Raw genomic sequence first — 19411 nt, forward strand, 5'->3', positions numbered from 1 at the left:
AGTGCTCTGCGACCCCACGACCAGCGCCACGAGCGGCTGGCGACAACAACAACGAGGCGAGCCATGAGCAAGACTCTCCACCACCGTGCGTGCCATCTCTGCGAGGCCATCTGCGGCCTGACCATCGAGACCGAGGATGACCGTATCCTCTCGATCAAGGGCGATGCTCAGGACAGCTTCAGCCGCGGCCACGTCTGCCCCAAGGCAGTGGCGCTGCAGGATATCCAGAACGATCCGGACCGCCTGCGCCAGCCGGTGCGCCGGGTCGGCAACGAATGGCTGCCGATTGGCTGGGACGAGGCCTTCGAGCTGGTCGCCACGCGCCTGGCGGACATCCGCGAGCGCCATGGCGGCAATGCCGTGGCGGTGTATCAGGGCAACCCCAGCGTGCACAATTACGGGCTGATGACCCACAGCAATTACTTCCTCGGCCAGCTGAAAACTCGCAATCGTTATTCGGCCACGTCCGTCGATCAGCTTCCGCACCACCTGGTCAGCCAGCAGATGTTCGGCCACGGGCTGCTGATACCGATCCCTGACATCGATCACACCGACTTCATGCTGATCCTGGGCGGCAACCCGCTGGCCTCCAATGGCAGCATCATGACCGTGCCGGATGTGGAGAAACGCCTGAAGGCCGTGAAGGCGCGCGGCGGCAAGCTGGTGGTGGTCGACCCGCGCCACACCGAAACGGCGGCCATCGCCGACCAGCACCTGTTCGTCCGCCCCGGCGAGGACGCGGCGCTGCTGCTGGGCATCCTCGACACGCTGCTCAGCGAGGGGTTGACCCGCGACACCGGACTGCCGGTGAACGGCCTGGAGGACGTGCGCAAGGCGCTGGCGCCGTTCACGGTCGACGCCATGGCAGCGCGCTGCGGTGTGCCGGCCGATCAGATTCGCCAACTGGCGCGGGACTTCGCCGCCGCCGACAAAGCCGTCTGCTACGGACGCATGGGCGTTTCCACGCAGGTGTTCGGCAGCCTCTGCCAGTGGCTGGTGCAGCTGATCAACCTGCTCACCGGCAACCTCGACCGCGTCGGTGGCACCCTGTGCACCACGCCGGCGGTGGATCTGGTGGCGACTACCGCGGGCGGCGCTTTCAACCGCTGGCAGAGCCGCGTGTCCGGCCTGCCGGAGTACGGCGGCGAGCTGCCGGTGGCGGCGCTGGCCGAGGAGATGCTCACCGAAGGCGAGGGGCAGGTGCGCGCCCTGGTGACGGTCGCCGGCAATCCGGTGCTGTCCACGCCCAATGGCCGGCGCCTGGAACAGGCGCTGGACGGCCTGGAGTTCATGCTCAGCGTCGACCTGTACATCAACGAAACCACGCGTTACGCCGACCTGATCCTGCCGCCCACCGCGCCGCTGGAGCACGATCACTACGACACCACCTTCAACGTCTTCGCGGTGCGCAATGTCACCCGCTTCAACGAGGCGGTCCTGCCCAAGCCTGACGGCGCATTGCACGACTGGGAAATCTTCGTCGGCCTGGCCAAGGCCTACGCCGCGCGCCTGGGCGCCGAGCTCAAGCCCACCATGGCGCCCGAGCAGATGATCGAGATGGGCTTGCGCTTCGGCCCCTACGGCGATGCCAGCGAGCACAAGCTCAACCTGGCGCGGCTGCGCGAGCACCCTCACGGGCTGGACCTCGGCCCGCTGCAACCGAACTTGGCGCCGCGCCTGAAGACCGCCAGCCGTCGCATCGAGGCGGCACCGGAGATCTTCCTCAATGACCTGCGCCGCTTCGCCGATACCCCGTCGCCGGCGCACGACCAACTGCTGCTGATCGGTCGCCGCCATGTGCGCAGCAACAACTCGTGGATGCACAACTATCACCGCCTGGTGAAGGGCAAGCCGCGCCACCAGTTGCTGATGCACCCGCAGGACCTGGCTGCGCGCGGATTGGTGGATGGGCAGAAGGTTCGCGTGCGCTCGCGGGTCGGCAGCATCGAGATCGAGGTGGCCGCCAGCGACGACGTGATGGCCGGGGTGGTCAGCCTGCCCCATGGCTGGGGCCACGGGCGGCCGGGCGTGCAGCTGTCCATCGCTCGCGAGCAGGGTGGTGCCAGCGCCAACGACCTGACCGACGAGCGCCACCTGGATGCGCTCTCCGGCAACACCGCTCTCAACGGTGTGCCGGTGGAAGTCGAAGCGGCCTGACGAGCTGACGCGCGTCACCTGCAAAGCCGAGCGTAGTGCTCGGCTTTGCAGTACAATGCGCGGTACCGTGCCGGCCAATGCCCCCGTGGCGCCTGCCGGATCAGTATCTGATCGTTCAGCCGAGGAAGTTCATGGATATCATCGATACCATCAAAGAGCAGATCGCCAACAACCCTGTCCTGCTGTACATGAAGGGTTCGCCGAACGCTCCCCAGTGCGGTTTCTCGTCCCGCGCCGCGCAGGTTCTGATGGCTTGCGGCGAGAAGTTCGCCTATGTCGACATCCTGCAGAACCCGGAAATCCGCGCCAACCTGCCCAAGTACGCCAACTGGCCGACCTTCCCGCAACTGTGGGTTGGCGGTGAGCTGGTCGGCGGCAGCGACATCCTGGCCGAGATGTTCGAAAAGGGTGAGCTGCAACCGCTGATCAAGGAAGCCGTAGGCAAGGCCAACGCCTGAGTCTTTCGTGCTGTCGCACAAAGCCCCGCCTTGGCGGGGCTTTGTTTTTGGGAAGAAACAAAGATGACTGAACAGACGCGGGCCAACGCCGCGCGCTGGGCGTGCGGATACTGCTTCGCCATGGGCGGGATGGTCCATGGCAGCGTGATGGGGCGCGTGCCGGCCCTCAAGAGCATGACCGGGGTGGACGAGCAGCAACTGGGCCAGGCCCTGCTGGGCGCGGGCTTCGGTGCGCTGCTGGCATTCGCCTTTGCCGGTGCGCTGGTTCGCCGCTACGGCAGTCGGGCGATCACCCTCATTTCGGGGCTGGCGCTGATGGCGACCTTCCCGCTGCTGGGGCTGGCGCAGGACGTGTGGGTGTTGGCGGCGGGTTTCCTCGCCGTCGGCCTGACCTTCGCGACCATGGACGTGGCCATGAATACCCAGGCGGTGGAAGTCGAGCGGCGCCTCGGTCGCCCGTGCATCTCCAGCCTGCATGGCATGTACAGCCTGGGCGGCCTGGTGGGAGCCGTGGGCGCGGCGGCCTTTGCCGACCTGGCGCCGATCTGGCACTTCAGCCTGCTGGCGCTGATCGCGGTGGCGATCCTGCCGTTCTTCGCCCGTCATCTGTTCGAGGGCCGTCCGGAGCCCAAGGAGGAGGAGGCGCCAGCCCGACGTGGCTGGCGCCTGCCGCCACCGGCGCTGATGGGCCTGGGACTGCTGACGCTGTGTGCGTTCGTCTCGGAAGGGGCGGTCGCCGACTGGGGCGCCTTGCTGCTGCACCAGGTGCTGGGCGCGTCCGAACGCCTCGCGGCGCTGGGCTTCGCCGCGTTCTCCGCGACCATGGTGCTGGGCAGGCTGTTTGGCGACCGTCTGCGGGTGCGCTTCGCCGACGAGGCGCTGGTGCGCAACCTGGCACTGCTGGCCATCGTGGGCATGCTGCTGGCGCTGTTCAGCCCCTGGGTCGTGGGCGCGATTGCCGGGTTTGCCCTGGTGGGGGCGGGACTGTCGGTGGTGGTGCCGATCCTGATCGGCGCGGCGGGCAACCGTCCGGGCGTCGAACCCTCGCGCGGCGTGGCGGCGGTGGCGTCGTTCGGCTATGGCGGCTTGCTGATGGGCCCGCCGCTGATCGGCTTCCTCGCCGAGCACGTGGGCTTGCGCCTGGCGTTGCTGGTGGTGGTGGGGCTGTGCGCCGGGCTGGTGCTGAAGGCGTCACTGGTGCGTCGTCCGCCGAAGGCGAACGCCTAGAAGGGAAGGGCACCGGCGTCCACAACTGCGCCGGTGCCCCGTTCCTGATCAGTCGTCTTCGTGCATGTGCGACTGCAGGTAGTTTTCCAGACCGACTTTCTGGATCAGGCCCAGCTGGGTTTCCAGGTAATCGATGTGCTCTTCCTCGGACTCGAGGATGTCCTTGAGCAGGTCGCGGCTGACGTAGTCATGCACGCTTTCGCAATGCACGATCGCTTCCCGCAGGTCCTTGCAGGCCTTGAGCTCCAGGTTCAGGTCGCACTGCAGCATTTCCTGGGTGTTCTCGCCGATCAGCAGCTTGCCCAGGTCCTGCAGGTTGGGCAGGCCTTCCAGGAACAGGATGCGCTCGATGAGCTTGTCGGCGTGCTTCATCTCATCGATGGACTCGTGGTACTCGTGCGCGCCGAGGCGCTTGAGGCCCCAGTCGTTCCACATGCGCGAGTGCAGGAAGTACTGGTTGATGGCGATCAGCTCGTTGCCGAGGATCTTGTTCAGATGCTGGATGACTTTCTTGTCGCCTTTCATGCCGGGGTCCTGCCGTGTGGAGTGGGAGAGAGTGAAATTCTCGCCACCTTATAACCATATGTCAAATATAAGTCCTTGAATTTGTTATAAAAAGGAATATGAATGCGAATGTTTTCATTCCGCAACTTGGCGCTAACCACCTGAATTACAGGCATAAAAAAACCGGGCAGGGGCCCGGTTTCTTCGCAAAGGCGGCTGAATCGATCAGCGGTCTTCTTTCTCAACCCGCCGCGTAGGCCAGGTTGTAGTTTATCGCCTGGGCGCTCTGCAGCTCGCCGAGGGTCTCGCGAACCACCTGTTTGGCCAGGCAGGCGCACTTGCCGCACTGGGTGCCCACGCCGGTGCATTCGCGCACTTCGCGATAGTTGCAGGCGCCGTCGTAGATCGCATCGCGGATCTGGGTATCGGTAACACCGTTGCAGAGGCAGACGTACATGGTTGCACTACAGTCGCTGTGGGGTTGTTGGAAGCGATATTAATAATAATGAGAATGATTGTCAAAATTTGTGCGGGTCACTTTTGACGGTCTCCGATAAATGGTTGATCGCTCAGTGGCTTGGCGCTGAAACCCGCATGGATGAAGGCGTGGCGTGTTGCGGTGTATGATGACTGCCCCACTGAGCGGCAGCCCCTCAAGCCCGGCAGTTTCGACCGGGCAGCAGGCTTTTCGCTCCCTAGCGCCTCACCATCAAGGAGAAGGAAATGAGCGTACTCGTAGGTAAGAAAGCTCCCGATTTCAATGTGGCCGCCGTGCTGGGCACCGGCGAGATCGTCGACAGCTTCGTGCTGTCCGAAGCCATCAAGGGCAAGTACGGCCTGGTGTTCTTCTACCCGCTGGACTTCACCTTCGTCTGCCCGTCCGAGCTGATCGCCCTGGACCACCGCATCCCTGAATTCCAGGCGCGCAACGTCGAAGTGATCGGCGTCTCCATCGACTCCCACTTCACCCACAACGCCTGGCGCAACACCCCGGTGGACAAGGGTGGCATCGGCCCGGTCAAGTACACCCTGGCCGCCGACATCACCCACGAAATCGCCAAGGCCTATGACGTCGAATCCGAAGGTGGCGTGGCCTTCCGTGGCGCCTTCCTGATCGACCAGAACGGTGTGGTGCGCTCGCAGATCGTCAACGACCTGCCGCTGGGCCGTAACATGGACGAGCTGCTGCGCCTGGTCGACGCCCTGCAGTTCACCGAGGAGCACGGCGAAGTCTGCCCGGCCAACTGGAAGAAGGGCGACAAGGGCATGACCGCTTCGCCCGAAGGCGTCGCCGCCTACCTGGCCGAGAACGCCGGCAAGCTGTAAGGCCGGCTGTGCATGAAGGAGCCCCGCCCAGGCGGGGCTTTTTTATGGCTCTTCGTAGGAGCCAGCTTGCTCGCGAACCCTGCCCGGCGAACCCCGAGCTGGCCGGTAGGTCTCGTTCGCGAGCAAGCTCGCTCCTACAGGCTCCCGGACGGTTTAGCGTGAGAAATGAAAAAGCCCCGCGATGGCGGGGCTTTTTCATTCAGGAAGGCCGATCAGTGATCGTCTTCCATCCAGCCGCCGAATTCCTTCCAGCGGTTGACGATGCCGCAGAACAGCTCGGCGGTCTTCTCGGTGTCGTAGCGCGCCGAGTGGGCCTCGCGGTTGTCGAACTCGATGCCGGCGGTCTGGCAGGCCTTGGCCAGGACGGTCTGGCCGTAGGCGAGGCCGGCGAGGGTGGCGGTGTCGAAGCTGGAGAAGGGGTGGAACGGGTTGCGCTTCACGCCGCTGCGATTGACCGCGGCGTTGAGGAAGCCCAGGTCGAAACTGCTGTTGTGGCCGACCAGGATCGCTCGCTTGCAGCCGTTGGACTTGAGCGACTTGCGCACGCCGCGGAAGATCTCGGTCAGCGCCTGCTCTTCCGGCACGGCCATGCGCAGCGGATGGTCCAGCTTGATGCCGGTGAACTCCAGGGCGGCCTGCTCGATGTTGGCGCCTTCGAAGGGCTCCACGCGGAAGAAGTAGGTGTGCTCGGGGAACAGGTAGCCGCTTTCGTCCATGCCGATGGTAACGGCGGCGATTTCCAGCAGGGCGTCAGTGCCGGCGTTGAAGCCACCGGTCTCCACGTCCACCACCACCGGCAGGTAGCCGCGGAAGCGGCGTGCCATCGGATGGCGTGGGCCGGGCGGGAAGGAGCCGTCGAGTTCTTCTTCGAAGATTTCGTTCTCGTCACTCATGCCTCGGTCTCCAGCACACGCCAGCGCAGTTTCTCACCGGCGCGCAGCGGGACCACGTCATAGTCGCCGAACGGCAACGAGGCCGGGGCTTCCCACTCCTCGCGGACGAGGGTGATGCGGTCGCTGTTGCGCGGCAGGCCGTAGAAGTCCGGGCCATGGAAGCTGGCGAAGCCTTCCAGCTTGTCCAGCGCCTTGCGCTGTTCGAAGGCTTCGGCGTACAGCTCGATGGCGGCGTAGGCGGTGTAGCAGCCGGCGCAACCGCAGGCGGCTTCCTTGGCGTGGCGCGCGTGGGGGGCCGAGTCGGTGCCGAGGAAGAACTTCGGGCTGCCGCTCGTGGCTGCATCCAGCAGGGCTTCCTGGTGGGTGTTGCGCTTGAGGATCGGCAGGCAATAGAAGTGCGGGCGGATGCCGCCGACCAGCATGTGGTTGCGGTTGTACAGCAGGTGGTGCGCGGTGATGGTGGCGCCGACGTTGGCCGGGGCGGCCTTGACGAAGGCGGCGGCATCGCCGGTGGTGATGTGCTCGAAGACCACCTTGAGCGTCGGGAAACGCTCGACCACACGGGTCAGGTGCTCGTCGATGAAGCGCTTCTCGCGGTCGAACACGTCGACCTCGGCGCGGGTCACCTCGCCGTGCACCAGCAGCGGCAGGCCGACCTCGGCCATGGCTTCGAGCACGTGGAAGATGTTGTCGATGCTGGTGACGCCGGAATCGGAGTTGGTCGTGGCGCCGGCCGGGTACAGCTTGGCGGCGTGCACGAAGCCGGACGCCTTGGCGGCGCGGACTTCCTCGGCGCTGGTGCGGTCGGTGAGGTAGAGCACCATCAGCGGCTCGAAGCGGCTGCCGGCCGGACGGGCGGCGAGGATGCGCTGGCGGTAGGCGTCGGCTTCGGCGGCGTTGCGCACCGGCGGCACCAGGTTCGGCATGATGATGGCGCGGCCGAAGGTACGGGCGGCGTCGCCGACGGTTTGCGCGAGTGCGGCGCCGTCGCGCAGGTGGATGTGCCAGTCGTCGGGGCGCAGGAGTGTCAGGCGGTCGGACATGCGGATTCCAGGGAGGCGGTTGCAGCGGGAAGAGGGTGAAATGCTACCGGAAAAGGCCGCTGCCGGCACTCGCTATCAAGTTTTGCCGAGGCCGACCGATAGAAACTGGGACGCCTATTTATCTGTGTGGATGCCGCCGTGCGCCAGCCTTCCGTTCTCCTGCTCACCCTGTGCGCCAGCCTGCCGGCCTGGGGGCTGACCTTCCAGCCGCGCCTGGAAAATGCGCAATGGACGGTGGCGGGCGACCAGTTCGAATGCCGGTTGTCGCAGAATGTCGGCGGGTTCGGCGTCGGCGAGTTCGTCTGGCGCGCCGGCGAGCAGCCGACCTTCCGCCTGAAATCCCAGCAGGGCTGGCTGGGCAGCGGTTCTGCGACCCTGCTGGCCGCTGCGCCACCGTGGCGCCCGGGGCAGGGCGATCTGAACCTGGGCTCCGTGCGGGTGGGCTCCGGGGACGTGCCGTTCAACAGTACCCAACAGCAGGCCGGGCGCCTGCTGGGTGGCTTGCTGGAGGGGCGCACGCCGGAAGTCCGCCACCGCACGCGCACGGGCGAGAATCTGCTGGTGCGTTTGTTGCCCACCCGTTTCGCCGACGGTTACGCGCAGTTTCAGGACTGTTCGACGAAAATGCTCCCGGTCAACTTCGATCAGGTGCGCCAGAGCCAGGTCGGTTTCCCCGATGGCGGCACCGAGGTCGATGCCCTGGGCCGTGCCAAGCTGGACATCATCCTGCAGTACATGAAGGCCGACCCGACGGTGAACCGCATCGAGCTGGACGGCCATTCCGACAACAGCGGCAATCGCCTGGCCAATCGCGAAGCTTCGCGCCGTCGGGCCATCGCGGTCATGGACTACCTCAAGGCCAATGGCGTGGCCGAATCGCAGATCACCGTGCGCTTCTATGGCGAGCGCTACCCGCTGGTGAAGAACAACTCCGCCGCCAATCGCGCGCTGAACCGCCGGGTGACGGTGAACCTGTCCCGCGAGGCGGTGGTCGACGAGCCGCCCGCCGAAGCCCCGTCGGCGCCCGCCGCGGCGCCCAGCGCGCCTGCCCCCGCCGCACCGAGCGCACCGGCCGCCAGTGCGGCCAAGACCCCTGCCGCGCCTGCCGCAGCGCCCAAGGGCTGAGTCGCGGCATCGGGTCGCACCGATGATAGATTTTGTCGCTTTGTCGTCAAAAGCTGTCGCCCCTCTGTAAATTACTCCGAGCGGACAGTAGAATCGGTCCCTTTCGTGACAACCCCCGTGGAGTTGAGTGGCATGGCGGACGTGAAGAAGGTAGTCCTGGCGTATTCCGGTGGCCTGGATACCTCCGTGATTCTGAAGTGGCTGCAGGATACCTATAACTGTGAAGTGGTGACCTTCACCGCCGACCTGGGTCAGGGCGAGGAGGTCGAGCCGGCCCGCGCCAAGGCCAAGCAGATGGGCGTGAAAGAAGTCTTCATCGAGGACCTGCGAGAAGAGTTCGTCCGCGACTTCGTCTACCCGATGTTCCGTGCCAACACTGTCTACGAAGGCGAGTACCTGCTGGGTACGTCCATCGCCCGCCCGCTGATCGCCAAGCGCCTGATCGAGATCGCCAACGCCACCGGCGCTGACGCCATCTCCCACGGCGCCACCGGCAAGGGCAACGACCAGGTGCGTTTCGAGCTGGGCGCCTACGCGCTCAAGCCGGGCGTGAAGGTCATCGCGCCCTGGCGCGAGTGGGACCTGCTGTCCCGCGAGAAGCTGATGGACTACGCCGAAGCCCACAACATTCCGATCGAGCGCCACGGCAAGAAGAAATCGCCGTACTCCATGGATGCCAACCTGCTGCACATCTCCTATGAAGGCGGCGTGCTGGAAGACACCTGGACCGAGCACGAAGAGGACATGTGGAAGTGGACCGTCTCCCCGGAGAAGGCCCCTGACGCGCCGACCTACATCGAGCTGACCTACCGCAAGGGCGACATCGTCGCCATCGACGGCAAGGACATGACCCCGGCCCAGGTGCTGACCGAGCTGAACCGCATCGGCGGCGCCAACGGTATCGGTCGCCTGGACATCGTCGAGAACCGCTACGTCGGCATGAAGTCCCGTGGCTGCTACGAGACCCCCGGCGGCACCATCATGCTCAAGGCGCACCGTGCCATCGAGTCGATCACCCTGGACCGCGAAGTCGCTCACCTGAAGGACGAGCTGATGCCGCGCTACGCCAAACTGATCTACACCGGCTACTGGTGGAGCCCGGAGCGCGAGATGCTCCAGCAGATGATCGATGCCTCCCAGGAACACGTGAACGGCGTCGTGCGCCTGAAGCTGTACAAGGGCAACGTCATCGTGGTCGGCCGCAAGTCCGACGACTCGCTGTTCGATGCCAACATCGCGACCTTCGAGGAAGACGGCGGCGCCTACAACCAGGCCGATGCCGCGGGCTTCATCAAGCTCAACGCACTGCGCATGCGCATCGCCGCGAACAAGGGCCGCAAGCTGTTCTAAGCGATCCCTGCAGGGGCGAGTTGCTCGCGAAGCTTTTGCTTTTTGCGCGGTTCGCGAGCAAGCTCGCTCCTACAGTAGAACAACAATCCCCGGCCACGAGCCGGGGTTTGTGTTTATAAGCCCGCACTCCGGGCACCTGATGAGGAAAGAACCGATGAGACTGCTGCATACCATGCTGCGCGTCGGCGACATGGAAAAATCCATCGCCTTCTACACCGAAGTCCTGGGCATGACCCTGCTGCGCCGCAAGGATTATCCGGACGGCCAGTTCACCCTGGCGTTCGTGGGGTACGGCAACGAAGACGACAACAGCGTCATCGAGCTGACCTACAACTGGGGTGTGGACAAGTACGAGCTGGGCACCGGCTACGGCCACATCGCCCTCGAAGTGGCCGACGTCTACAAGGCCTGCGAAGACATCCGCTCCCGCGGCGGCAAGATCACCCGCGAGCCGGGGCCGATGAAGCACGGCACCAGCATCCTGGCCTTCGTCGAGGACCCGAACGGCTACAAGATCGAGCTACTGAGCCCGCAGCGCAAGGACTGATCCTTCGCCTGTCGCCTGCGCGTTCCCGGAAAACCCCGCCCACCTGGCGGGGTTTTTCTTTTGCAGGGCGTCATCAGAACGTCATCGCAGCGTTCATACTCAGGAGGCATCGACGCCGGACGCGTCGATTGCGGAAGCAGTTTCCGCCATTCGCTTGTCAGAGTCAGAAGGAGCGCGCTGCGGGCAGGAGAATCCCCGCCGCGACGCCCCCGGCAATGACGGCCGAACGGACGGCCGCATCGATTTATCGGAAGGCCCGCGCCTCGGCGCCCGGCTTCCATCGTCAAGGAATACAGCATGTCCCCAAGACCGGTAAACAATGCCTCGGTCAGCCCCAAGGGCAGCCTTGAAACCCTCTCCCAGCGTGAAGTCCACCAGCTCAGCGAAGCGGGCTCTGGCAGCACGTACAAACTTTTCCGCCAGTGTGCCCTGGCCATCCTCAACACCGGCACGCAGATCGACAACGCCAAGCACATCCTCGACGCCTACCGCGACTTCGAGCTGGAAATCCACCAGCAGGACCGCGGCGTGCGCCTGGAACTGTTCAACGCGCCGGCTGACGCCTTCGTCGACGGCGAGATGATCGCCAGCACCCGCGAGATGCTCTTCAGCGCCCTGCGCGACATCGTCTATACCCAGAATGCCCTGAACAGCCGGCGCTTCGGCCTGGACAGCTCGGCCGGCATCACCGACTACGTCTTCCATCTGCTGCGCAACGCCCGCGCCCTGCGCGCCGGGGTGGAGCCGAAGATCGTCGTGTGCTGGGGCGGCCACTCCATCAGCACCAACGAGTACAAGTACACCAAGAAGGTCGGCCACGAACTGGGCCTGCGCAGCCTCGACGTCTGCACGGGCTGCGGCCCGGGCGTGATGAAGGGGCCGATGAAGGGCGCCACCATCGGCCACGCCAAACAGCGCATCTCCGATGGACGCTACCTCGGGCTGACCGAACCCGGGATCATCGCCGCCGAGGCGCCGAACCCTATCGTCAACGAACTGGTGATCCTGCCGGACATCGAGAAGCGCCTGGAGGCCTTTGTCCGCGTCGGCCACGGCATCATCGTGTTCCCTGGCGGCGTCGGCACGGCGGAGGAGTTCCTCTACCTGCTGGGCATCCTGATGCACCCGGACAACCAGGACATGCCATTCCCCCTGGTGCTTACCGGCCCGCGCAGCGCGGCGGCGTACATCGAGCAACTGCACGCCTTCGTCGGCGCCACCCTGGGCGAAGCCGCGCAGCGGCGCTACCGCATCATCATCGACGACCCGGCCGAAGTGGCGCGGGAAATGAGCGCCGGCCTCAAGCGGGTTAAGCAGTTCCGCCGCGAGCGCAACGATGCCTACCACTTCAACTGGCTGCTGAAGATCGACGAGAGCTTCCAGCGCCCGTTCGAGCCGACCCACGAGAACATGGCCGGTCTCGACCTGGGCCGCGACGTGCCGCCCCACGAACTGGCGGCGAACCTGCGCCGGGCGTTCTCCGGGATCGTGGCCGGCAACGTCAAGGACCGTGGCATTCGCATGATCGAGGAATTCGGCCCTTACGAGATCCATGGCGACGCGGCGATCATGGAGCCGCTGGATGCGCTGCTGCAGGCCTTCGTCGAGCAGCACCGCATGAAGCTGCCGGGCGGCGCGGCGTATGAACCGTGCTACCGGGTGGTGCAACGCGTGGGCGTCGCGGTGTGATCCTGTAGGGGCAGCTATCTGCTCCTGGATATACCGGGGCTGGGGTTCACCCTCACCCCAGCCCTCTCCCAGAGGGAGAGGGGGCAGATCGTGCCGGCTGATGCTGTGGGTTCAACCTGCGCCGAACAGTCCCCTCTCCCGCTTGCGGGAGAGGGTTAGGGTGAGGGGCTCTTGACCTTGTAAGCGGCTATTTCCGGGATCGCGCATGGCGCGTTCCTGCAACGTAATTTGCGCAGCGAGCGCCAACAAAAAGCCCCGCCAGATCGCGGGGCTTTTTCATGCAGGTACTTCGCTTGGGAGAAGGCTTACAGATCGAAATCGTAGTCGGACAATTGGCGCTGCAGGCGACGTTCTTCCAGGTAATTGTCGATGATGCGGCGCTTGGTCAGGTTGGTCTTGGCGACCTCTACCGAGGCTTCGGCAGCGTCATCGCTGTCGTCTGTGCTGACATCGTCCTCGAGTTCGAGGTCTTCTTTGTCGTTTGCCATTGGGTGCACTCCACAACACGGGGTGTGTTGGCGCCCCTTATATCGACAAAGGCGTGGGCGGTAAAAAAGATTTTTTCAATCACCCTGACGGAATTTTCCCATAACGCTCAATCGTCGGAAGTCTTGTGCTTGTACTCGCACAGGTCCTCGATTCGGCAGCTGCCGCACTGCGGCTTGCGCGCCTTGCAGACGTAGCGGCCATGCAGGATCAGCCAGTGGTGCGCGTCCAGCAGGTATTCCTTGGGCACGAACTTGAGCAGCTTGCGCTCCACCTCCAGCACGTTGCGCCCCGGCGCGATGTTGGTGCGGTTGGCGACGCGGAAGATGTGGGTGTCCACGGCCATCGCCGGCTGTCGGAACGCCGTGTTGAGGACCACGTTGGCGGTCTTGCGGCCCACGCCCGGCAAGGCCTCGAGGTCTTCGCGGTTCTCCGGCACCTGGCCGCCGTGCTTCTCGATGAGGATGCGGCAGGTCTCGATGGTGTTCTTCGCCTTGCTGTTGTACAGGCCGATGGTCTTGATGTACTCCGACAGCCCCTCCACGCCGAGGGCGTAGATCGCCTCTGGGGTATTGGCCACCGGGTAGAGCTTGGCGGTGGCCTTGTTCACCCCGACGTCGGTGGCCTGGGCGGAGAGCAGCACCGCGATGAGCAGTTCGAACGGCGTGCTGTAGGCCAGCTCGGTTTCGGGGTTGGGATTGTCTTCCTTGAGTCGGCGGAAAATCTCCGCGCGCTTGGCGGCATTCATTCGATCACTCCGGTCACGCGGACGCGCTGGCGCTCGGTTGCGGGTGCGTTGCCCGCTGGCGCCCTGGCGCGGTCCGCCAGGCTTTCATCAATACGGTTCTTCAGTGCAATGAGCAGGCCCAGCACCAGGAAGGCGCCGGGGGGCAGCACGGCCAGCAGCAGGCCCTGGTAGCCGGGAACCTGCAGCTTCCAGCTGGCGGCGCCGGGGCCGAACAGCAGGTCCATGCCGGCCAGCAGGGTGCCGTGGCCGAGCAGTTCGCGCAGGGTGCCGATGGTCAGCAGGACGAGGGCGAAGCCCAGCCCCATCATCAGCGCGTCGAAGGCCGAGCGCGCCAGGTTGTTTTTCGCGGCGAAGGCTTCAGCGCGGCCGAGGATCACGCAGTTGGTGGCGATCAGCGGCACGAAGATGCCCAGCACCTCGTACAGCTCGTAGCGCCAGGCCTGCATCAACAGTTCGACGCAGGTGGTGAGGCTGGCGATGATCAGCAGGAAGGCCGGCAGGCGCACGGCTTCGCTCAGCGTGCCACGGATCAGCGCCACGCTGATGCTGGAGCAGACCAGCACGAGGATCGTCGCCAGGCCCAGGCCGAGGGCGTTGACCATGGAACTGCTGGTGCCCAGCAGCGGGCACAGGCCGAGCAGCTGCACCAGGCCGGGGTTGTTCTTCCACAGGCCCTGGAGGGCGATGTCGCGGTAGCCGGGGTTATTCATGCTGTTCTCCCGAGGTCGCGGGAACCAATAGCTCCGCCTTGTGTGCATCGAAGTACTGCAACGCCAGGTGCGTCGCCTTGACCACCGCGCGCGGCGTGACGGTGGCACCGGCGAACTGGTCGAACTGGCCGCCATCCTTCTTCACCTTCCAGCTCGCGTCGGTCGGGTCCCCCAGCGAGCGGCCGTCGAAGCCGTGCAGCCAGTCGCTCTTGCCCAGTTCGATTCGATCACCCTGGCCGGGCGTCTCATGGTGCGCCACGACGCGCACGCCGAGCAGCCGGCCTTGGGCGGTCACGCCCACCAGCAGCTGGATCGAGCCGCCATAGCCATCCCGGGCGATGGGCTGGAGCACGACGGCCGTGGCCTGGCCACCCTGGCGGGCGACATACGCCGGCGCGGGCTCATCGCGCCCCAGCAGCTTGGGATCGAAGGTGCTGACGGCGTTTTCCAGCGGATGGTTGTCGTAGCTGCCCCTGGGCAGCAGTTCCAGCACCTGGCGACCGCGGAACTCGCGCTGGGCGGTGTCGATGCGCTGGGCGGTGAGCTGCTGGACGCCGGTGACGATGCCCGCGGCGATCAGCGCCAGCAGGCCCAGCACCACGGCACTCCTGGGCGTCATTGGTCGCCCGCCTGGAAGCCGCGCTCGGGCTTCTTGTGCCCGTAGGTGCGCGGGCGGGTGAAGTAGTCGAGGGTCGGTGCGGCGAGGTTCATCAGCAGCACGGCGAAGGCCAGGCCATCGGGGTAGCCGCCCCAGGCGCGGATCACGTAGGTGAGCACGCCGACGCCGACGCCGAACAGCAGCCGGCCGCGGTTGCTGGTGGCGCCGGACACCGGGTCGGTGACGATGAAGAAGGCGCCGAGCATGGTCGCGCCGCTGAACAGGTGCAGCAGCGGCGAGCCGTGGGAGTCGGAACCGCTGCCGTTCCAGAACAGCAGGCTCATGATGAACAGGCCGCCGAGCATGCCCACCGGCGCGTGCCAGGTGAACAGCCTGCGCCAGAGCAGGAACAGCCCGCCGGCGAGGAAGGCCAGGTTGACCAGCTCCGCGCCGCGGCCGCCGACGCTGCCGAAGGCGGGGGACTGTGCCAGCAGCTCCTCCATGGTCAGGCTGTGGTTGTTGCGCACCACGTCCAGCGCGGTGGCGCCGACCCAGGCGTCCGGCCCCTGGCTGGCGAAGCCGAGGATCTGCCGCAGGCCCTCGACGACACCCAGGGCGTTGTCCGCCGCCGGCCACTGGCTCAACTGCTGCGGGAAGGACACCAGCACCACGGCATAACCCACCATGGCCGGGTTGAACGGGTTCTGCCCGAGGCCGCCGTACAGGTGCTTGCCGAAGATCAGCGCGAACACCGTGGCGACCGCGCTCAGCCACCAGGGCGAATAGGGCGGCAGGGCGAGGGCGAGCAGCACGGCGGTGACCAGCGCGCTGCCGTCCTTGAGGAAGAAGGTCACCGGGCGGCCGCGCAGGCTGAGCATCAGGGCTTCGGTGGAGAGTGCGAGCAGGCTGCACCAGAGCAGGTTGAACAGGGTGCCGATGCCGTACAGGCCGATCAGCACCAGGGCGCCCGGTGCGCAGGCGGCCAGCAGGGTCAGCATAACCTTCTGCGTGCGATTCGCGCCGGTGGTGTGGGGTGAGCTGATGCGCGGCAGCTTCATGGGCGCATCTCGCCCTGGGCGTCGGCGACGGCACGTTCAGCCGCCTGCAGGCGTTCGCGGGCGACGGCCAGGGCCGCTTCGTCCGCGCCTTCGCGCTCGAGCTTCTTCAGGTCGACGCGGGCGTAGGCCAGTTCGGTCTTGGCGGCGCGCAGGGCGGCGCTCACCGGGCGCTTGTCGGTGCGCACCAGGTCCGGCGGCGCCTTGCCGCTGGCGTCCTCGGCGGCGTGCAGGGCGGCTTCCGCGGCGGCGAGTGTCTGGCGGATCGCGGCCAGTTCCTCAGTACGGGCGCCTTCGCGCTCGGCCGTCCGCAGGGCGTCGCGTTGGGCGACATAGGCCTGCTTGGCCTGGCGCAGCGCGAGGATGCCGTCGGCAGGCTGGGCGGTGTGCGGTTCGCTCGGCATGGCGGTTCCCTGCAATGGCTGGAGTCGGCCCTCGATGCGTTCCACTTCCGCGCGCAGCGAGGCGAGAGTGGCGCGCTGTTCATCGCTGGGCGTTTCGCCGAACGCTTTCTCGGACTTTTTCAACTGGGCGCGGGCCATGGCGGCGTCGATCTTCGCTTTCTTCAGGGCGGCCTCGTTGTCCATCGGCGCCGCAGTGGGGGCCGGCTCCGCACTGGCGTGCTGCGCGTGCGCAGCTGCCAGCGCGGCTTTGGCCTCTTGGGCAGCGACCCGCAGCTCGGCCACCTGGGAGCGCAACTGCTCGGTGTCGTGGCTGGCCAGTTGCTTCTCGGCCTTGTTCAGCGCGACCTGGGCCATGCTCGCCTCGATCTTCAGTCGCTTGAGCTGGTCGGTCGCAGTGCCCACGGCCTTTTCGGCCTTCACCCGTTCGATCACCGCTTGCGCGGCGGGAGTGGCGGGGGTTTCGACGGCGGGCTGCTCGCCCTGCACGGACGCGGCGCGCTCCTGCCGGGCGAGGCGGTTGGCGGCGCGCTGCGCTTCCTCGCGGCGCAGGCGATCCTGGCGCTGTTCGAAGCGCAGGCGCCAATGCTCGGCCTTCAGCTGGCGCTGCTCCAGCGCGCGGATCTCGGCCTTGGCGGCGCGGTAGTGCTGCACCAGTGGAATGCTCGATGGACAGACGTAGGCACAGGCGCCGCATTCGATGCAGTCGAACAGGTTGTGCGCCTTGAGCTGCGGATGATTCTCGGCGAAGAAGTACAGCTGCTGCGGCAGCAGGCTGGCGGGGCAGACCTGCGCGCAGTCGCCGCAGCGGATGCACGGCATCGCTGGGGCGGGCGGCGGCAGTTCTTCGCGGGTGGCGGCCAGCAGGCAGTTGGCGGTCTTGATCAGCGGCGCGTCCAGCGAGGGCAGGCTGTCGCCCATCAGCGGGCCGCCGAGCAGCAGGCGGTCCAGCCTGGCGTGATCGAGGCCGGCGAAGTCCAGCAGTTCGCCCACCGGCGTACCGATCAGCGCTTCGACGTTGCAGGGGCGCGCCAGCGCGGCGCCGGTCAGGGTGGTGATGCGCGAGATCAGCGGGCGCCCGCGCAATACGGCGTCAGCCACGGCGACGGCGGTGCCGACGTTCACGCAGAGCATGCCGATGTCCGCCGGGAGGCCACCGGAGGGCACCTCGCGGCCGGTGAGCAACTGGATCAGCTGGCGCTCGCCGCCGGACGGGTAGCGCGTCGGCACCGCCTGCAGACGAATGGGGCGTTCGCCGATGGCGGCCTGCACCGCGGCGATGGCGTCGGGCTTGTCGTCCTCGATGCCGAGCAACACCTGCTGCGGCTGGAGGATGTGCATCAGCACTTCGATGCCTTGCACCAGCTCGGCGGCGCGCTCGCGCATCAGCAGGTCGTCGGCGCTGAGATAGGGCTCGCACTCGGCGCCATTGACGATCAGGGTGTGCAGGTCCTCCTGGGCGCGGGAGGCCAGCTTGGCCGCGGTGGGGAACCCAGCGCCGCCGAGGCCGGCGACGCCCGCCTGGCGAATGCGCTCCAGCAGTTCGACCCCGGAGAGAGACAGGTATTCGGGCTCGGGTTCGAGAGCGATCCACTCATCCGCGCCATCGCTGTCGATCACGATGGCTGGCGCCGACAGGCCGGATGCGTGCGGGTAGGGCTGCTCGCCGATCTCGACCACCGTGCCGGAGGTGGGCGCGTGCAGCGCGGCGCTGATGGCGCTGCCGGTGTTGGCGATCAACTGGCCCTTGAGCACGCGCTGGCCGACGTCGACGCACGGCACGGCGGGCGCACCGATGTGCTGCTGCAGCGGCAGCACCAGGCGGCGCGGCAGCGGCGGCTGCTGGATCGGCGTGGCGGTGGATTGCTGCTTGTTGGCCGGCAGTTGCAGGCCGCCGGGGAAGCGCCAGACTTGCGCGTTCATGCCGCCTGCTCCTTGTCGCTGTGGATCAGCCGGCCCTGCGGCAGCGGCCATGTCCAGTCGGTGACGCGCACCGGCAACTCGCGCATCTCGATGCAGTCCACCGGGCAGGGCTCCAGGCACAAATCGCAGCCGGTACATTCGTCGACGATCACCGTGTGCATCAGCTTGGCCGCGCCGACGATGGCGTCCACCGGGCAGGCGCGGATGCACTTGGTGCAGCCGATGCACTCGGCCTCGCGGATGTAGGCCACGCGCGGCGGCGTTTCCTCGGCGGCGTCCAGCGGCAGGGGTTCGACGTCCAGCAGCTCGGCAAGGGCGGCGATGGTCGCGGCGCCGCCGGGCGGGCACTTGTTGATCGCGTCACCCTCGGCGATGGCCTGGGCGTAGGGCTTGCAGCCGGCGTAGCCACACTGGCCGCACTGGGTCTGCGGCAGCAGGTCATTGATCTGCCCGGCGATGGACTCCTCGACGACATGCCCGCGCGCCGCTGCCAGGCGCAGCGCCACCACGCCGGCGAGGCACAGCAGGATGATCAGCAGTGCGGCGATCATGGCTTTAGCAACCCGCTGAAGCCCATGAACGCCAGGGACATCAGCCCGGCGGTGATCATGCCGATGGCCGCGCCCTGGAAGGGCTTGGGCACGTCGGCGAGGGCGATGCGCTCGCGCAACGCGGCGAACAGCACCAGCACCAGGGTGAAGCCCAGCCCGGCGCCGAAGCCCTGGAAAGTCGCTTGCAGGAAGCCGAACTCGGCCTTGCGCGCATTGAGCAGCGCCACGCCCAGCACGATGCAGTTGGTGGTGATCAGCGGCAGGAAGATGCCCAGCGTGCGGGCCAGCAGCGGGCTGGTCCTGTTCACCAGCAGTTCGGTGACCTGCACGACGATGGCGATCACCAGGATGAAGCCGATGGTGCGCAGGAACTCCACGTCCAGCGGCTGCAGCACGTAGCGCTGCAGGATGTAGCTCAGCGCCGAGGCAAGGGTGAGGACGAAGGTGGTCGCCAGGGCCAGGGCGAGTGCCGTTTCGATCCGGCGCGACACGTCCATGAACGGGCAGATGCCGAGGAACTGCACCAGCACGAAGTTGTTCACCAGGATGGCGCTGACCAGGATCAGGGCGAGTTCGGTCATGGCCGGCGACCGACAACAGGGCAAGGGCGGAGGGTGTGC

The 19411-nt window shown here is 66.4% G+C and carries 20 protein-coding genes; 8 read left to right on the top strand and 12 right to left on the bottom strand.

Features of this window, described 5'->3' with window-relative positions:
- Window positions 1–63 precede the first annotated feature (63 nt).
- From ACNFIA_RS22705 to ACNFIA_RS22715, 3 genes are all read left to right on the top strand, one after another.
- Complete coding sequence (locus tag ACNFIA_RS22705) at window positions 64–2157, top strand: molybdopterin oxidoreductase family protein (protein WP_416788882.1); 2094 nt, start codon at window positions 64–66, stop codon at window positions 2155–2157.
- A 131-nt stretch (window positions 2158–2288) separates the two neighbouring features.
- A complete protein-coding gene (gene grxD / locus ACNFIA_RS22710) occupies window positions 2289–2615 on the top strand; it encodes a Grx4 family monothiol glutaredoxin (protein WP_259756848.1) in 327 nt (108 codons plus the stop codon).
- Window positions 2616–2678: 63 nt separating this feature from the next.
- Window positions 2679–3842: an MFS transporter gene (locus ACNFIA_RS22715; protein WP_259756847.1), complete on the top strand. Its 1164-nt coding sequence runs from the start codon at window positions 2679–2681 to the stop codon at window positions 3840–3842.
- Window positions 3843–3890: 48 nt separating this feature from the next.
- Here ACNFIA_RS22715 and bfrB read toward each other — a convergent pair whose 3' ends face one another.
- Window positions 3891–4367 (bottom strand): bacterioferritin BfrB, encoded by a 477-nt coding sequence (bfrB, locus tag ACNFIA_RS22720; protein ID WP_259756845.1) that lies wholly within the window; start codon window positions 4365–4367, stop codon window positions 3891–3893.
- Between the two features lie 220 nt (window positions 4368–4587).
- Complete coding sequence (locus ACNFIA_RS22725) at window positions 4588–4803, bottom strand: bacterioferritin-associated ferredoxin (RefSeq protein ID WP_416788886.1); 216 nt, start codon at window positions 4801–4803, stop codon at window positions 4588–4590.
- A gap of 266 nt (window positions 4804–5069) precedes the next feature.
- On the opposite strand from ACNFIA_RS22725, the gene ACNFIA_RS22730 reads away from it, so the two are divergent.
- A complete protein-coding gene (locus ACNFIA_RS22730; RefSeq protein ID WP_259756841.1) occupies window positions 5070–5672 on the top strand; it encodes a peroxiredoxin in 603 nt (200 codons plus the stop codon).
- A 212-nt stretch (window positions 5673–5884) separates the two neighbouring features.
- Here the strand turns inward: ACNFIA_RS22730 and rnt are convergent, their stop codons facing one another.
- Window positions 5885–6565 carry a ribonuclease T gene (gene rnt / locus ACNFIA_RS22735; protein ID WP_015476175.1) on the bottom strand — a complete coding sequence of 227 codons (681 nt, stop codon included), beginning with the start codon at window positions 6563–6565 and terminating at the stop codon, window positions 5885–5887.
- Entirely contained in the window at window positions 6562–7608 is a 1047-nt protein-coding gene (gene pyrC / locus ACNFIA_RS22740; protein ID WP_416788890.1) for a dihydroorotase, read from the bottom strand. The genes rnt and pyrC overlap by 4 nt, the downstream gene beginning before the upstream one ends.
- A gap of 138 nt (window positions 7609–7746) precedes the next feature.
- On the opposite strand from pyrC, the gene ACNFIA_RS22745 reads away from it, so the two are divergent.
- The 4 genes from ACNFIA_RS22745 (at window position 7747) to ppnN (ending at window position 12319) form a co-directional block, all read left to right on the top strand.
- Window positions 7747–8733, top strand: a complete 987-nt coding sequence (locus ACNFIA_RS22745) for a flagellar protein MotY (protein WP_416788893.1) — start codon at window positions 7747–7749, stop codon at window positions 8731–8733.
- A 132-nt stretch (window positions 8734–8865) separates the two neighbouring features.
- Window positions 8866–10083 (top strand): argininosuccinate synthase, encoded by a 1218-nt coding sequence (locus ACNFIA_RS22750; protein ID WP_416788896.1) that lies wholly within the window; start codon window positions 8866–8868, stop codon window positions 10081–10083.
- A 154-nt stretch (window positions 10084–10237) separates the two neighbouring features.
- Window positions 10238–10630, top strand: a complete 393-nt coding sequence (gene gloA / locus ACNFIA_RS22755; RefSeq protein ID WP_416788898.1) for a lactoylglutathione lyase — start codon at window positions 10238–10240, stop codon at window positions 10628–10630.
- A gap of 297 nt (window positions 10631–10927) precedes the next feature.
- Window positions 10928–12319, top strand: a complete 1392-nt coding sequence (gene ppnN, locus ACNFIA_RS22760) for a nucleotide 5'-monophosphate nucleosidase PpnN (protein WP_259756834.1) — start codon at window positions 10928–10930, stop codon at window positions 12317–12319.
- 305 nt (window positions 12320–12624) lie between these two features.
- Here the strand turns inward: ppnN and ACNFIA_RS22765 are convergent, their stop codons facing one another.
- From ACNFIA_RS22765 to rsxA, 8 genes are all read right to left on the bottom strand, one after another.
- Window positions 12625–12807 (bottom strand): PA3496 family putative envelope integrity protein, encoded by a 183-nt coding sequence (locus ACNFIA_RS22765; protein WP_259756833.1) that lies wholly within the window; start codon window positions 12805–12807, stop codon window positions 12625–12627.
- Window positions 12808–12914: 107 nt separating this feature from the next.
- Window positions 12915–13553, bottom strand: a complete 639-nt coding sequence (gene nth / locus ACNFIA_RS22770; RefSeq protein ID WP_259756832.1) for an endonuclease III — start codon at window positions 13551–13553, stop codon at window positions 12915–12917.
- A complete protein-coding gene (locus ACNFIA_RS22775; RefSeq protein WP_416788901.1) occupies window positions 13550–14263 on the bottom strand; it encodes an electron transport complex subunit E in 714 nt (237 codons plus the stop codon). The genes nth and ACNFIA_RS22775 overlap by 4 nt, the downstream gene beginning before the upstream one ends.
- The gene (rsxG, locus tag ACNFIA_RS22780) at window positions 14256–14882 is read right to left on the bottom strand and encodes an electron transport complex subunit RsxG (RefSeq protein ID WP_416788904.1); all 627 of its coding nucleotides are present in this window, start codon (window positions 14880–14882) and stop codon (window positions 14256–14258) included. Before rsxG ends, ACNFIA_RS22775 begins: the two co-directional genes overlap by 8 nt.
- Entirely contained in the window at window positions 14879–15919 is a 1041-nt protein-coding gene (locus tag ACNFIA_RS22785; RefSeq protein ID WP_416788906.1) for an RnfABCDGE type electron transport complex subunit D, read from the bottom strand. Before ACNFIA_RS22785 ends, rsxG begins: the two co-directional genes overlap by 4 nt.
- Window positions 15916–18240: an electron transport complex subunit RsxC gene (gene rsxC / locus ACNFIA_RS22790; RefSeq protein ID WP_416788909.1), complete on the bottom strand. Its 2325-nt coding sequence runs from the start codon at window positions 18238–18240 to the stop codon at window positions 15916–15918. Before rsxC ends, ACNFIA_RS22785 begins: the two co-directional genes overlap by 4 nt.
- Complete coding sequence (rsxB, locus tag ACNFIA_RS22795) at window positions 18237–18791, bottom strand: electron transport complex subunit RsxB (RefSeq protein WP_416788912.1); 555 nt, start codon at window positions 18789–18791, stop codon at window positions 18237–18239. Before rsxB ends, rsxC begins: the two co-directional genes overlap by 4 nt.
- Window positions 18788–19372, bottom strand: coding sequence for an electron transport complex subunit RsxA (gene rsxA / locus ACNFIA_RS22800; protein WP_416788915.1), 585 nt, complete (start codon window positions 19370–19372; stop codon window positions 18788–18790). The genes rsxB and rsxA overlap by 4 nt, the downstream gene beginning before the upstream one ends.
- Window positions 19373–19411 lie beyond the last annotated feature (39 nt).

It is taken from the genome of Pseudomonas sp. NY15437, assembly GCF_048068435.1.
GTDB lineage: Bacteria > Pseudomonadota > Gammaproteobacteria > Pseudomonadales > Pseudomonadaceae > Pseudomonas > Pseudomonas nitroreducens_B.